Here is a 12,374-nt window from a genome sequence, read left to right on the forward strand (position 1 = left end):
AACCCTTTCTAATGTGAGTTTCGTCGCTTTTCATTATAGGTCATATGGGACCTTTTTCTATATTCAAAAAGGCTCCATAATTTCCACGGTGTTCTTACCCACTACAGAAATTATAGAGCCCAAAAAACGAGAGTCCAAAAATGGCTCTCGTTTTTTATGTTCTCTTTAAAAGCGATAGAGTTATGGTGGATGAAATAGTAAGAATCACTTTGAGCATCAGAGATATTTTGAAGCTTCTCTGATACTCAAAGGGGCTAATTGATCTTGATAGCGTACTAAAAAATCACTTACCCAATTAGGATGGCTCTTGGAATAGTCTCTTAAAGCCCAACCGATAGCTTTATTGATAAAAAATTGATCAGATCCCAGATTGCGAGAAAGAATCTTTTCAAGAAGGATGGGGTCGGTCTTGTCTTTATAGCCTAATTGATGGAGAATAGCAATGCGTCTGATCCAAAAATCAGTATCTTGTGCCCAAGCCAGCATGGTGTTTTTAAATTGAGGTTCCTTTATGACCAGATAGCCAATAGTGCGTGCAAGATGGTCGATACTATCCCACCACTGTTTATCTCTGGCAAATTTTTCTAGCTTTTCTAAATCTTCTGTTGTCAAATAGGTTTTTAAGGAGCGGATATAGTCTAAAACAAAGTATTGCATTTCTCTCTCCTCTTCGCACCAAGCTTGATTTAAAAACTCCCAATCGATCTGTTTCTCTTTTTTATCGGCTTGGAGAAAGGGTTTGAAACAGTCACGTCTTTTTGTAGCAGGGATGCCGTAAAAAGAAAAGTGCTGTCGCATATAAGCTGACATTTTTTGGGCTTCATGTGGATTTTGTAATAAATTTAATTGTTGTTTTAGGGTGTGGAGTTTAGAAGAAGTCATGTGCTTTTTTACCTCATTAAAATAAGTTTTCATCCTTGAAATCTAAGGATGAAAAAAGAGATTGGAGTGTCAAGCCCAATCTCTTTGCGTTTACGGTTTCGTAACAGCGATATAGTTGCCCTCGTTGTCTGCAAAAGTAAAGTGAACCATTCCTTGGTATTCCATGATAGGGTTGGTCGAAACACCAGCAGCTGTTAATTTGTTATACTCAGCTTCAAGATCGTCTGCTTCAAAAAGTAGAGATGGGAAGCCAACATTCATACCAGGGTTAGCTTTTGCGACCCATTCTTTGTCGTGAATGCCAAACTTTGTAGCAGAGTCTGTTGAAGGTGCAATTTCATAAGAAACAGCTTCACCGAAATCTTCAGTTTTTAAAAGGACAAATCCCATTTTTTCTGTCCAAAATTCCATGGCAGCTTTAGTATCTGTCACATATAACATCGTTGTTGATTTTGTAATCATACTTTTTCTCCTTTTTGTAGAAAATTCATTATAGTAGTAAAGAGGTGGATTGGCAATTGTTTTGTTTTAGAGGTTAATTTCTAGAAGGATAGGGGTGTGATCTTGGCGCTCACCAGAGTGAATCATGTCTGATTTTGTGACTTGAGATTTTAGACGTTCACTGACTAGCCAGTAGTCAATTCTCCATCCACTGTTGTTGATTTTGCTCGTCTTACTACGTTGTGCCCACCAAGTATAGGCACCTTTAACATCTCCGTGGATATGGCGGAAAGTATCGGTGAAACCTTTTGCTAATAAATTGGTAAAGCCCTGACGCTCTTCATCAGTGAAGCCAGGTGAGCGACGATTAGAAGTAGGATTGGCAAGGTCGATTTCTTTGTGGGCAACATTATAGTCACCTGTTGCTAAAACAGGTTTTTGCTGATCAAGTTGTGCAAGGTAGTCAGCATACTTTTCATCCCAAACTTGACGTTCAGAAAGGCGTTTTAAACCATCCCCAGCATTTGGAGTATAGACTTGTGTGACAAAAAAATCTTCAAATTCAAGCGTAATGATGCGACCTTCGGAGTCCATAGTGGATGGTGCATCGATTTCTGGGAAGCTGATCACAGGATCAAGCTCTGCTTTATACAAAAACATGGTGCCAGCATAACCTTTACGAGCAGGTTCTACTGATGAGCGCCAAGTATTTTTATAGTTTGGAAAATAATGCTCAAGAATTTCTAAGTGTTTTTTTGTTGGCCCTTTAGCAGACAGTTTAGTTTCTTGAATAGCAATAATATCAGCATCTTCTGCAACCAGTGTTTCAATCACAGCACGTGATAAGAGGGCACGCGCAGAATCACTGGTTAAAGCAGCGTTTAGGGAATCAATATTCCAAGAAATGAGTTTCATAACAATATCCTTTACTATAAGTAGTCCTTTCATTTTATCAAAAAAAAGCCTGTCAGGAAACTGACAGGGCTTGAGGGGTTATTTTATTTTTTTGGCGAGTAAGGTGGCAAACTGCATACGAATAGGATTACCAAATAAATCTAGGCGGTGAAGGTTGCCAAGATTTTCATTATATTTGATGATTTCCCAGTCTTTATAATAGTGCTTTAATTCTCCTTCTTTGAAAGTAAAGGAAAAAGGCATGGGACAAGGATAATCCTTGGTATCCATTGCTGACACAATCAAGTGATGGCCACCTATTTTAGTTTGTTCCTGCATATTCTTAATGATAGAAGGGATGCGATCTGGATCTAAAAACATAAAAACCACGGTCGAGATGATGCTGTCATAGCTTTCTGTCAGTTTAGCACTATTAATGTCATAAGAGTTTACCGTAATGGTTAAATCCTCAGCTTTAGCAATCGTTTTGAGGTGTTCCAGACCATCTTGATTGAGATCAAGAGCAGTGACCTTACTACCTTTGTTGGCTAGAAACAGACTATTTCGACCATGTCCGCAACCCAGATCAAGTACATTTTCTTTGGCTAAGATTGGAGCAGCTTCCTTGACCTCAGAGTGAGGCTGGGTTTGATACTTTTTACTGATGTAGTCCTCATCTTGGCAGTAGAAGCTCAGACTCAGCTGTGTGTCATCTGTTAAGGCGGCCAATTTATACCAGGTCTGAGGAGAAATGAAAGGGACTTCTGAATCAGGAGTAAAGAGATGTCTTTCGACACTATTTCCCTCTTCATCAAGAAAGTCACATTGTAACTCACCTGACAAGACAGTCAGTTTTGACCAGGTTCCCTCAGTTGTTTGGTATTTTTCACGTAGAGCTTTTGGGATAGTTTTTCTGTCCCAAGTCGGTAGAGTATCGTATAAACGTAATGCTGTCATGGTTGTCTCCTTATCTCCTTATATTTTATCAAAAAAGTCTTGCAATATGATAAAAAATAAGATAGAATAAGGGAGCATTTGGAGGATTACCCAAGTCCGGCTGAAGGGAACGGTCTTGAAAACCGTCAGGCGTGTAAAAGCGTGCGTGGGTTCGAATCCCACATCCTCCTTTGATGATTAAAAAAGCTGAGTATAGAATTTGCTCAGCTTTTTTCTATCTCAAACTAGCTCCCCATAGCATAAAATATGATATAATGAAGTGTTACTAGAAAACACCTTTCATTAGGGTGACATAGGAGAAGAAAATGACAAAACAACCATTTTACATTACAACACCAATCTATTATCCATCCGGTAAGTTGCATATTGGCTCTGCTTATACCACTGTTGCTTGCGATGTATTAGCACGCTACAAACGAATGATGGGGCATGAGGTTTTTTACTTAACAGGTCTTGATGAGCATGGTCAAAAAATTCAACAAAAGGCAGAGGAAGCAGGCATCACACCTCAAGCCTATGTTGATGGGATGGCAGTAGGTGTCAAAGAGCTTTGGCAATTGCTTGATATTTCATATGACAAATTTATCCGTACCACAGATGATTATCATGAAGAAGTGGTGGCGGCTGTTTTTGAAAAATTGTTAGCACAAGATGACATCTACCTAGGAGAGTATGCGGGTTGGTATTCTGTTTCTGATGAGGAATTTTTCACAGAAAGTCAACTAGAGGAAGTTTTCCGTGATGAAAATGGTCAAGTCATTGGTGGGATTGCACCATCAGGACATGAGGTAGAGTGGGTTTCAGAGGAATCTTATTTCTTACGCCTTAGCAAGTACCAAGATAAGCTTGTTGCGTTCTTTAATGCCCATCCAGACTTCATCCAGCCAGATGGTCGTATGAATGAAATCATGAAAAACTTTATCGAGCCTGGTTTAGAAGATCTTGCGGTTTCACGGACATCTTTTACCTGGGGAGTACCTGTTCCATCTAATCCTAAGCATGTGGTTTATGTTTGGATTGATGCTCTACTAAACTATGCGACTGCTCTAGGATATGGTCAGGAAAATCATGCCAACTACGATAAGTTCTGGAATGGTACAGTTTATCATATGGTTGGAAAAGATATTCTGCGTTTCCACTCGATTTATTGGCCGATTATGCTCATGATGTTGGATATGAAGCTTCCTGAGCGTTTAGTGGCTCATGGTTGGTTTGTCATGAAAGATGGTAAAATGTCCAAATCTAAAGGAAATGTCGTTTACCCAGAGATGCTGGTGGAGCGCTATGGTTTAGATCCACTACGTTATTACCTCATGCGAAGTTTACCTGTTGGTTCTGATGGGACTTTTACCCCAGAGGATTATGTCGGTCGTATTAACTATGAGTTAGCTAATGACCTTGGAAACTTGCTCAATCGTACAGTTGCCATGATTAACAAGTATTTCGGTGGCCAAGTCCCAACATTTGTATCTAATGTCACAGATTTTGACGCTGACTTGTCAGCAGTAGTGGCTGACAACTTGGCAAGTTACCACAAGTACATGGAAGCTGTGGATTACCCACGTGCTTTGGAAGCGGTTTGGAATATCATTTCACGCACTAACAAATATATTGATGAAACAGCGCCGTGGATTTTGGCAAAAGATGAAGCAGATCGTGATCAGTTAGCAGCTGTCATAGCGCATTTAACAGCGAGTCTGCGTGTCGTAGCCCATCTCATCCAGCCATTTATGATGACAACTTCTAATGCTATTATGGAGCAGCTCGGTTTGGGTGCGACATTTGACCTTGAAAACCTTGACTTTGCAGGTCTTCCAGCAGGATTGACAGTGGTCGCAAAAGGGACACCAATCTTCCCACGTCTTGATATGGAAGAAGAGATTGCCTATATCAAGTCTCAAATGGGTGGTGGCTCTGCTATTTCTCAAGAGGAAGAAAAAGAGTGGAACCCAGCTGATGTGGAACTCAAAAACGAGAAAGCTGCGATCAAGTTCGAGGACTTCGATAAGGTGGAAATCCGTGTAGCAGAAGTCAAGGAAGTCTCAAAAGTAGAGGGATCTGACAAGTTGCTTAAGTTCCGTCTGGACGCAGGTGATGGGGAAGATCGTCAGATTTTATCTGGTATTGCTAAATACTATCCAAACGAACAGGACTTGGTCGGAAAGAAAGTTCAAATCGTTGCCAACCTTAAGCCACGTAAAATGATGGGCTTACTTAGCCAGGGCATGATCCTCTCAGCCGAGCATGACGGCAACTTGACCTTATTAACAGTCGATCCATCTGTGCCAAATGGCAGTCAGATTGGGTAGGATAAAAGGCGGAGCGTGGCTCTGTCTTTTTTCTTGCTCAAGGCTGACTTTGGTCTTCTTGCTTATTAAAAGGGGATATGGTAGAATTTTACCAGCTAAGAAAGATTTTATAGGGTTATTGAGATAAACAGGAAAAAATTAGAAAGTTAAAGACATGAGAGTACACATTACAAATTTATATGGGCAAGCATCAACTAGCGTAGCCTTAATTGCGCAAAATATGGTAGCTAAAATTGCTAAGGAATTAGGTTATTATGAAATTGGTATTTATAGCTATCCTATTCATGTAGACTCACCATCTGAATTAGCTAAGCGTTTGGATGGGATGTTAGCAGCTGTTGGAAATGATGACATTGTTATTATTCAATCCCCATCTTGGAATACAACAGAGTTTGATAGTAAGTTTGTAGACAGGTTAAGACTTTATTCTAATTTAAAAATCGCTATCTTTATTCATGATATTGTCCCTTTGATGTTTGTTCCAAACGAGTATTTAATTGAGGAGACAATTGCCATTTATAATAAAGCGGATCTTTTGATTGTTCCCTCTCAATCAATGTTAGATGAGTTGAGAAGACGAGGTCTGAGAGTGGAGAAAATTATTATTCAAGGTATGTGGGACCACCCAACAAGCCTGAATTTGCCAGAGCCATCAATTAGTTCTAATATCCAATTTGCGGGTAGTCCCAGTCGTTTTCGTTTTATTGATAATTGGACCTACCCTAATAAGTTATTAGTTTACAGTGATGGTGAAATGTCATTGGATAAAAATATTGAATACTTGGGTTGGAAGGATAATGTAGATTTGTTACAAAATTTATCACAACGTGGAGGTTTTGGTTTAGTATGGTCGGAACCTGGAGGTGTAGATGGAAAATATTATGAGATGAATGTTTCTTATAAATTGAGCACCTATTTAGTAGCAGGACTTCCTGTCATTGTACAAGACACTTTGTCTAATCATAGCATTATTGCCAAAAATGGTTTGGGGTTAGTTGTGAGCTCTTTAGAAGAAGCAAATGAACGCTTACAATCGTTAACAACTGATGATTATAAACTTTTTGTGCAAAATGTTAAAAAATTTAGGGAGCTTCTTATAAATGGCTATTTTACTAAAAAACTTTTGATTGATTCTGTTTTTCAATTGTTACAGGAATAAAGCTTGTCATTCTTTATCTAAATTATATTCGGAAACTAGCGTTTATTAATAAAGAGTAAATTGAGACAAACAATAGAGGAGAAAATCATGACATTTGAAGAGATATTACCAGGCTTAAAAGTTAAGAAAAAGTATGTGCGTACAGGTTGGGGTGGTGCTGAAAACTATGTTCAACTCTTTGATACAATTGAAGTAAATGGTCAGAAGTTGGAAGTCACGCCTTATTTTTTGATTAATGTTTCAGGTGAGGGGGAAGGTTTTTCGATGTGGAGTCCCACTCCGTGTGATGTTTTGGCGACAGACTGGGTTGAAGTTCATGACTAAAAAGGTATTGGTTACAGGTGTGTCATCGGGGATAGGTCTAGCGCAAGCTAGGCTTTTTCTACAAGAGGGCTATACGGTGTATGGTGTAGATCGCTCAGATTGTCCAGTGTTAAAGGGAAAGTTTCATTTTTTGAAGCTTGATTTACTAGAAGATCTAGAGCCGCTTTTTAACTTTATTGCAGAGGTTGATATTCTTTGTTTAACAGCTGGTGTGCTTGATGATTTTAAACCGCATTTAGAGGTTAGTGAAGAAGAGTTTGAAGCCGTTTTTTTCACGAATTTTTTTGCGACAACCAAGATTTGTCGTTATTATTTGGAAAAAATGGTAGAGAAAAAAGATGGCATTATCATTACGATGTGTTCTATCGCTTCTTTTTTAGCAGGTGGTGGAGGCTCTGCTTATACAGCATCAAAGCATGCTTTAGCAGGTTTCACGCGTCAATTGGCACTAGATTATGCTAAAGATCACATTCAAGTTTTTGGAATTGCTCCAGGTGCTGTCAAAACTGCTATGACACAAGCAGATTTTGAGCCTGGCGGTTTGGCAGATTGGGTTGCTAGTGAAACGCCTATCGGACGTTGGAGCTTACCTGAGGAAGTTGCAGAGTTAACTTTGTTTTTGGCATCTGGAAAGGCGGCATCTATGCAAGGAGAAATTGTTAAAATGGATGGCGGATGGAGTTTGAAATAGGAGTATGATATGGCAGAATTTACCGAAAAGATGACCATTGCCGAATTTAGAGAACAGTACTGGTACAAAACTGAGTTAGAAGACATTTGTCGTCAACACCACTTGCCAGCCTATGGCACCAAGGCAGAGCTGACAGCTTATATCCTAGAGTATTTGTCAGGGAAAGCACCAGAGGAAATTCGTCCTGTTAGACGAAACAAACGTTTGAAAAAAACTTTGAGTGCATCTGAAATGACTTTGAATACTAAGCTATTGGATTCAGGATTTTCATTCAATGATGAGGCTAGACAATTTTTCCAAAACTACTTTGGCCTTGATAAATTTTCATTCAAAAAAGCAATGGCGATTAAAATGAGAGAGGTTGAGGCGAGTCAGGATTATTCGGCAACTATCGCTGATTTGATAGCAGTCTTAGAAGTACCGCAAGTGCCCTCGCCTGATAATGCCGAAGAAAAGACCTATCAGTGGAACCGATTTGTGAAAAATTTTAACCAAGACCCTTTGAGTAAACAGTTCTATCCACCAATGAAGGTTGCCTCTATTTTATGGCGGCAGGTTAGGGATTCAAGACGTGAAAAAGTCTATCAATCAAGTCTTTTAGAAGAATATGCCGAAGAAATCGCACCCTTTTTGAAAGGGTGAGTTCTTAGATTATGATGTCAAGAAGCGGAGTCTATAATGAAAAAATTTATCGAATTTGGGTATGGTAATACATGGTGGTTACGCACAGAATTTGAACATGCGGATGGCAGTGAATTTGAAATGAGAGGGATTGTTGGCAAAATCAAACCGATGTCACTATATGTGAGAGTTTGGCTAGGAAAGTCCGTCTGGATATGTGACAGCAGGGAAGGGTTTAAAAGGACAAAGAAAAGTCGCAAAGCTACCAAATTTATTTTTGGCATTGCTTCGAAGGTAGAATAGTGAAAGAGTGTCCTAAAAATGAAGAGGAGAAAACCATAGTGGGAAATTCTGTCAAACGGATTGTAAGAAGAAGTAAGACAGAAAAAGAGTAGGAGATAACCATGAACGCACAAGAACTTTGGAACAAGTATAAGAAAATCAATCCTTCAATCGGAGATGACATTGACGCTTGGCAATTTGGAGTACAAGCTGATGAGTTAGCTCACTTAGTTAATCAAGGGAAAAAGACGGCGACTGCCTCAGCCTATGACTTGTACTTCCTTGAAGGAGAGCCACTGCCTCAAGTCGGGAGCTACGATGTTATTTTAGATAGTAAGGATCAGGCTGTCTGTATTATTGAGATTACGTCAGTTTCTCTAGTGCCTTTTGGTGACGTTTCACCAGAGCATGCTCGAAAAGAGGGTGAGGGAGACTTGAGTTTGAGCAGTTGGCGAAAAAGCCATCGTCAGTTCTTCTCGCCTTATTTTAAAGAAAAGGGATTGGAGTTCTCAGAAACCAGCTTAATCGTTTGCGAAGAATTTCGTAAGGTTTATCCATTTGACACGACAAACGTATGAAGAAAATTTAGTGTTCAGAAATCGTACTGTTCAATATTGGTATCCGTTTTTGGTAGAAAAAATGTGATAGAATAACTTTGGAACAGGGACTTGTCCTTGTTAAAGTGTCAAAATGATGAAAATATTTCGAAAAAATGCGTGTAGCTAGAAAATAGTTACATGCATTTTCTTTATGCCTACGGCGTATCCACTTGAGGAAAAAACTTAACAAGGCCTAGCTAAAATGATATAATGAAGTGACATTAACAATTGTATGAGGAAAAATTATGAGCAATTATGCTATTATTCTAGCTGCGGGTAAGGGAACTCGCATGAAATCAGACTTACCAAAGGTACTTCATGAAGTAGCAGGCATTACAATGTTGGAACATGTCTTTCGCAGTGTTTCTGCCATTAATCCCGAAAAAAATGTAACGGTGATTGGACATAAGGCTGAGTTGGTTAAGGAAGTTTTGGCTGACCAATCACAGTTTGCTCTTCAAACAGAGCAGTTAGGAACAGGTCATGCTGTTATGATGGCAGAATCTGAGTTAGCCAATCTAGAAGGTCAGACCTTGGTTATTGCGGGAGATACCCCGTTAATTACAGGTGAAAGCTTAAAAAATCTGATAGAATTTCATGTTAATCATAAAAATGTGGCAACGATTCTGACAGCAGAAGCTGATAATCCTTTTGGTTATGGTCGTATTGTCCGTAATCAACATGATGAAGTGACCAAAATTGTCGAGCAAAAAGATGCTTCCGATTTTGAACAACAGATTAAAGAAATTAATACAGGTACTTATGTCTTTGACAATAAGCGTTTGTTTGAAGCTTTGAAAAATATTACGACAGATAATGCTCAAGGAGAGTATTACTTGACAGATGTTATCAGTATCTTTAAAGAAGCTGGTGAAAAAGTTGGTGCCTACAAACTTCGTGACTTCAACGAGAGTTTAGGTGTTAATGACCGTGTGGCTTTGGCGACTGCAGAAAACGTGATGCGTCAGCGAATTAATAAAGCTCATATGATAAATGGTGTCTCATTTGTCGATCCAGCAACAACTTACATTGATATTGATGTGGAGATTGCACCAGAAGTCGTTTTAGAAGCTAATGTCACCTTAAAAGGTAGGACTAAAGTGGGGCAGGCAACACGGTTAACGAGTGGGACTTACATTGTTGATTCTCTTATTGGAAAAAATACAGTGATTACTCATTCGATGATTGAAAATTCAACACTTTCAGATGATGTCACTGTCGGACCTTACGCCCATATCCGCCCTAATTCGACCTTGGAGCGTGGTGTACATATTGGGAACTTTGTTGAGGTTAAGGCATCTACAATTGGTGAGGATACCAAGGCTGGACATCTGACTTATATTGGAAATGCAGAGGTTGGTCGTGATGTTAACTTTGGTGCGGGGACTATTACAGTCAACTACAACGGACAAAATAAATTTAAAACTAAAATTGGGAATAATGCCTTTGTCGGCAGCCATTCAACTTTAATTGCTCCACTTTCTATCGGTGAAAATGCTTTAACAGCTGCAGGGTCAACGATTATTGAAGATGTTCCCAAAGATAGTATTGCGATTGGACGTAGCCGTCAAATTAATAAATTAGGCTATGCCTTAAAACAACCCCATCATCCCAGTCAAAAATAGGAGGTAGGCATGCAATTTGAGGAAAAGACCCTTAAACGTCAAGACATTTTTGAAGGGAAAATTTTCAAGGTTGCAGTGGATCAAGTGGCCTTACCCAATGACAAAGGAACTGCGACCCGTGAATTGATTTTCCATAGAGGAGCGGTATCTATTTTGGCTGTGACACCTGAAAATAAAATTATCATTGTCAAGCAGTATCGTAAAGCTATTGAAAAAGTGAGCTATGAAATTCCTGCAGGCAAACTAGAAGTTGGAGAAAATGGCTCTGAAAAAGAAGCAGCTCTTCGAGAGTTAGAGGAAGAAACAGGCTATACAGGCGATTTAGAGTTAATCCATAGCTTTTATACAGCAATCGGATTTTGCAATGAAAAGATCCAACTCTATCTTGCAAAAGACTTGCAGAGAGTAGAAAATCCTCGTCCACAAGATGACGATGAAACGTTAGCAGTTTATGAATTTTCTTATGAAGAATGTCAAGACTTGGTTGCTTCAGGTCAGATAGAAGATGCTAAAACCATTATTGCCCTTCAATACTACGCTTTGCATTTTGGAGGTGAAAAATAATGGGAAAGCCTTTATTAACAGATGATATCATTGAGCAAGCCAAGAGAGAAAAGTGGCTAGAACAAGAAGAAGGGATTGAGGATAAAAGCCATTCTCATCAAGAGCCGATTTATAAAAGTCGTCGGATTGAAAACAAAAAAAGAAGCACCTTCCAGAGTAAACTCAATAAAATCCTCGTGATTTTAGTTTTTCTGATTATACTTTTGGTTTGGGCAATTTTTAAACTATAAACAGGGAGTTGATGCTTCTTTCAGCTCTCTTTTTTGAAAGGATAATACATGAAAATTGGAATCATTGCTGCTATGGAGCAGGAATTGCGTTTACTTGTGGATAAACTAGAAGATAAAAAAGAAGTGACGGTCATTGGAAATAGCTACTACACAGGTAGATTAGGACGTCATGAGGTCGTTCTAGTTCAAAGTGGTGTTGGTAAAGTCATGAGTGCCATGAGTGTGGCAATTCTTGTGGATAAGTTTGCTGTCGAAGGGATTATCAATACTGGCTCAGCAGGTGCTGTTGCAGCGGGAATTGCTATTGGTGATGTGGTTATTGCAGAGAAGCTAGCTTATCATGATGTGGATTTAACTGCTTTTGGGTATGCTTATGGCCAAATGTCAGCTCAACCCCTTTATTTTGAGTCAGATAAAGTCTTTGTCGATGTGTTTAAAAAAATTCTAAGACAGCATGATCAAGCTGCTCATTTAGGATTAATTGCAACAGGAGACAGCTTTATTGCTGGGCAAGACAAGATTGATAGGATTAAAGCAGCATTTCCAGAGGTTCTAGCTGTTGAAATGGAAGGAGCCGCTATTGCACAAGCCGCCCATGCAACAGGGCGTCCATTTATTGTTGTCCGTGCCATGAGTGATACTGCTGCGCATGATGCTAATATGACTTTCGATGAGTTTATTATTGAAGCTGGAAAACGCTCAGCTCAAATCTTGCTTAACTTTTTAGACATCTTATAAAATAATCCCCAGCTTGTGTTGAAAACTGTCACAAACTGGGGATTATTTTTATAGTATA

General features: G+C 39.2%; 15 protein-coding genes and 1 tRNA gene. 12 read left to right on the top strand and 4 right to left on the bottom strand.

Features of this window, described 5'->3' with window-relative positions; all coding sequences use genetic code 11:
• Positions 1 to 216: 216 nt before the first annotated feature.
• The 4 genes from ACVRWY_RS05510 to tehB all read right to left on the bottom strand — a co-directional run bounded on the left by ACVRWY_RS05510 (position 217) and on the right by tehB (position 3,174).
• Positions 217 to 882, bottom strand: coding sequence for a DNA alkylation repair protein (locus tag ACVRWY_RS05510; RefSeq protein ID WP_354368958.1), 666 nt, complete (start codon positions 880 to 882; stop codon positions 217 to 219).
• Positions 883 to 972: 90 nt separating this feature from the next.
• Positions 973 to 1,344: a VOC family protein gene (locus tag ACVRWY_RS05515; protein ID WP_354368956.1), complete on the bottom strand. Its 372-nt coding sequence runs from the start codon at positions 1,342 to 1,344 to the stop codon at positions 973 to 975.
• A gap of 66 nt (positions 1,345 to 1,410) precedes the next feature.
• Entirely contained in the window at positions 1,411 to 2,238 is an 828-nt protein-coding gene (locus tag ACVRWY_RS05520) for an exodeoxyribonuclease III (protein WP_354368955.1), read from the bottom strand.
• Between the two features lie 78 nt (positions 2,239 to 2,316).
• On the bottom strand, positions 2,317 to 3,174 hold the full coding sequence (tehB, locus tag ACVRWY_RS05525; RefSeq protein ID WP_354368953.1) for an SAM-dependent methyltransferase TehB: 858 nt from the start codon (positions 3,172 to 3,174) through the stop codon (positions 2,317 to 2,319).
• Between the two features lie 80 nt (positions 3,175 to 3,254).
• Between tehB and ACVRWY_RS05530 the strand changes: the two genes are divergently transcribed.
• From ACVRWY_RS05530 to ACVRWY_RS05585, 12 genes are all read left to right on the top strand, one after another.
• Positions 3,255 to 3,344: transfer RNA gene (locus ACVRWY_RS05530), tRNA-Ser, on the top strand.
• Between the two features lie 135 nt (positions 3,345 to 3,479).
• Complete coding sequence (metG, locus tag ACVRWY_RS05535) at positions 3,480 to 5,483, top strand: methionine--tRNA ligase (RefSeq protein ID WP_354368951.1); 2,004 nt, start codon at positions 3,480 to 3,482, stop codon at positions 5,481 to 5,483.
• Between the two features lie 154 nt (positions 5,484 to 5,637).
• A complete protein-coding gene (locus tag ACVRWY_RS05540) occupies positions 5,638 to 6,642 on the top strand; it encodes a sugar transferase (RefSeq protein WP_354368949.1) in 1,005 nt (334 codons plus the stop codon).
• 87 nt (positions 6,643 to 6,729) lie between these two features.
• Entirely contained in the window at positions 6,730 to 6,966 is a 237-nt protein-coding gene (locus ACVRWY_RS05545; protein ID WP_354368947.1) for a DUF2829 domain-containing protein, read from the top strand.
• On the top strand, positions 6,959 to 7,657 hold the full coding sequence (locus ACVRWY_RS05550; protein ID WP_354368945.1) for a 3-oxoacyl-ACP reductase: 699 nt from the start codon (positions 6,959 to 6,961) through the stop codon (positions 7,655 to 7,657). The genes ACVRWY_RS05545 and ACVRWY_RS05550 overlap by 8 nt, the downstream gene beginning before the upstream one ends.
• A 9-nt stretch (positions 7,658 to 7,666) precedes the next feature.
• Positions 7,667 to 8,299, top strand: a complete 633-nt coding sequence (locus tag ACVRWY_RS05555) for an SAP domain-containing protein (RefSeq protein ID WP_354368944.1) — start codon at positions 7,667 to 7,669, stop codon at positions 8,297 to 8,299.
• 36 nt (positions 8,300 to 8,335) lie between these two features.
• Positions 8,336 to 8,581, top strand: a complete 246-nt coding sequence (locus ACVRWY_RS05560) for a DUF3977 family protein (protein WP_273414464.1) — start codon at positions 8,336 to 8,338, stop codon at positions 8,579 to 8,581.
• Positions 8,582 to 8,682: 101 nt separating this feature from the next.
• Positions 8,683 to 9,138: an ASCH domain-containing protein gene (locus ACVRWY_RS05565; RefSeq protein WP_354368942.1), complete on the top strand. Its 456-nt coding sequence runs from the start codon at positions 8,683 to 8,685 to the stop codon at positions 9,136 to 9,138.
• A gap of 266 nt (positions 9,139 to 9,404) precedes the next feature.
• Positions 9,405 to 10,784: a bifunctional UDP-N-acetylglucosamine diphosphorylase/glucosamine-1-phosphate N-acetyltransferase GlmU gene (glmU, locus tag ACVRWY_RS05570; RefSeq protein ID WP_354368941.1), complete on the top strand. Its 1,380-nt coding sequence runs from the start codon at positions 9,405 to 9,407 to the stop codon at positions 10,782 to 10,784.
• Between the two features lie 9 nt (positions 10,785 to 10,793).
• Positions 10,794 to 11,348, top strand: a complete 555-nt coding sequence (locus ACVRWY_RS05575) for an NUDIX hydrolase (protein WP_354368939.1) — start codon at positions 10,794 to 10,796, stop codon at positions 11,346 to 11,348.
• The gene (gene macP / locus ACVRWY_RS05580) at positions 11,348 to 11,578 is read left to right on the top strand and encodes a cell wall synthase accessory phosphoprotein MacP (protein WP_354368937.1); all 231 of its coding nucleotides are present in this window, start codon (positions 11,348 to 11,350) and stop codon (positions 11,576 to 11,578) included. Before ACVRWY_RS05575 ends, macP begins: the two co-directional genes overlap by 1 nt.
• 48 nt (positions 11,579 to 11,626) lie before the next feature.
• Positions 11,627 to 12,316 (top strand): 5'-methylthioadenosine/adenosylhomocysteine nucleosidase, encoded by a 690-nt coding sequence (locus ACVRWY_RS05585; protein WP_354368935.1) that lies wholly within the window; start codon positions 11,627 to 11,629, stop codon positions 12,314 to 12,316.
• The last annotated feature ends 58 nt before the right edge of the window (positions 12,317 to 12,374 follow it).

It is taken from the genome of Streptococcus porcorum (genome assembly GCF_053203725.1).

What these genes read in the sequence shown, in the direction of transcription:
- ACVRWY_RS05510 (WP_354368958.1), bottom strand. Translation starts at nt 882, where the DNA reads ATGACTTCTTCTAAACTCCACACCCTAAAACAACAATTAAATTTATTA.
- ACVRWY_RS05515 (WP_354368956.1), bottom strand. Translation starts at nt 1,344, where the DNA reads ATGATTACAAAATCAACAACGATGTTATATGTGACAGATACTAAAGCT.
- ACVRWY_RS05520 (WP_354368955.1), bottom strand. Translation starts at nt 2,238, where the DNA reads ATGAAACTCATTTCTTGGAATATTGATTCCCTAAACGCTGCTTTAACC.
- tehB (WP_354368953.1), bottom strand. Translation starts at nt 3,174, where the DNA reads ATGACAGCATTACGTTTATACGATACTCTACCGACTTGGGACAGAAAA.
- metG (WP_354368951.1), top strand. Translation starts at nt 3,480, where the DNA reads ATGACAAAACAACCATTTTACATTACAACACCAATCTATTATCCATCC.
- ACVRWY_RS05540 (WP_354368949.1), top strand. Translation starts at nt 5,638, where the DNA reads ATGAGAGTACACATTACAAATTTATATGGGCAAGCATCAACTAGCGTA.
- ACVRWY_RS05545 (WP_354368947.1), top strand. Translation starts at nt 6,730, where the DNA reads ATGACATTTGAAGAGATATTACCAGGCTTAAAAGTTAAGAAAAAGTAT.
- ACVRWY_RS05550 (WP_354368945.1), top strand. Translation starts at nt 6,959, where the DNA reads ATGACTAAAAAGGTATTGGTTACAGGTGTGTCATCGGGGATAGGTCTA.
- ACVRWY_RS05555 (WP_354368944.1), top strand. Translation starts at nt 7,667, where the DNA reads ATGGCAGAATTTACCGAAAAGATGACCATTGCCGAATTTAGAGAACAG.
- ACVRWY_RS05560 (WP_273414464.1), top strand. Translation starts at nt 8,336, where the DNA reads ATGAAAAAATTTATCGAATTTGGGTATGGTAATACATGGTGGTTACGC.
- ACVRWY_RS05565 (WP_354368942.1), top strand. Translation starts at nt 8,683, where the DNA reads ATGAACGCACAAGAACTTTGGAACAAGTATAAGAAAATCAATCCTTCA.
- glmU (WP_354368941.1), top strand. Translation starts at nt 9,405, where the DNA reads ATGAGCAATTATGCTATTATTCTAGCTGCGGGTAAGGGAACTCGCATG.
- ACVRWY_RS05575 (WP_354368939.1), top strand. Translation starts at nt 10,794, where the DNA reads ATGCAATTTGAGGAAAAGACCCTTAAACGTCAAGACATTTTTGAAGGG.
- macP (WP_354368937.1), top strand. Translation starts at nt 11,348, where the DNA reads ATGGGAAAGCCTTTATTAACAGATGATATCATTGAGCAAGCCAAGAGA.
- ACVRWY_RS05585 (WP_354368935.1), top strand. Translation starts at nt 11,627, where the DNA reads ATGAAAATTGGAATCATTGCTGCTATGGAGCAGGAATTGCGTTTACTT.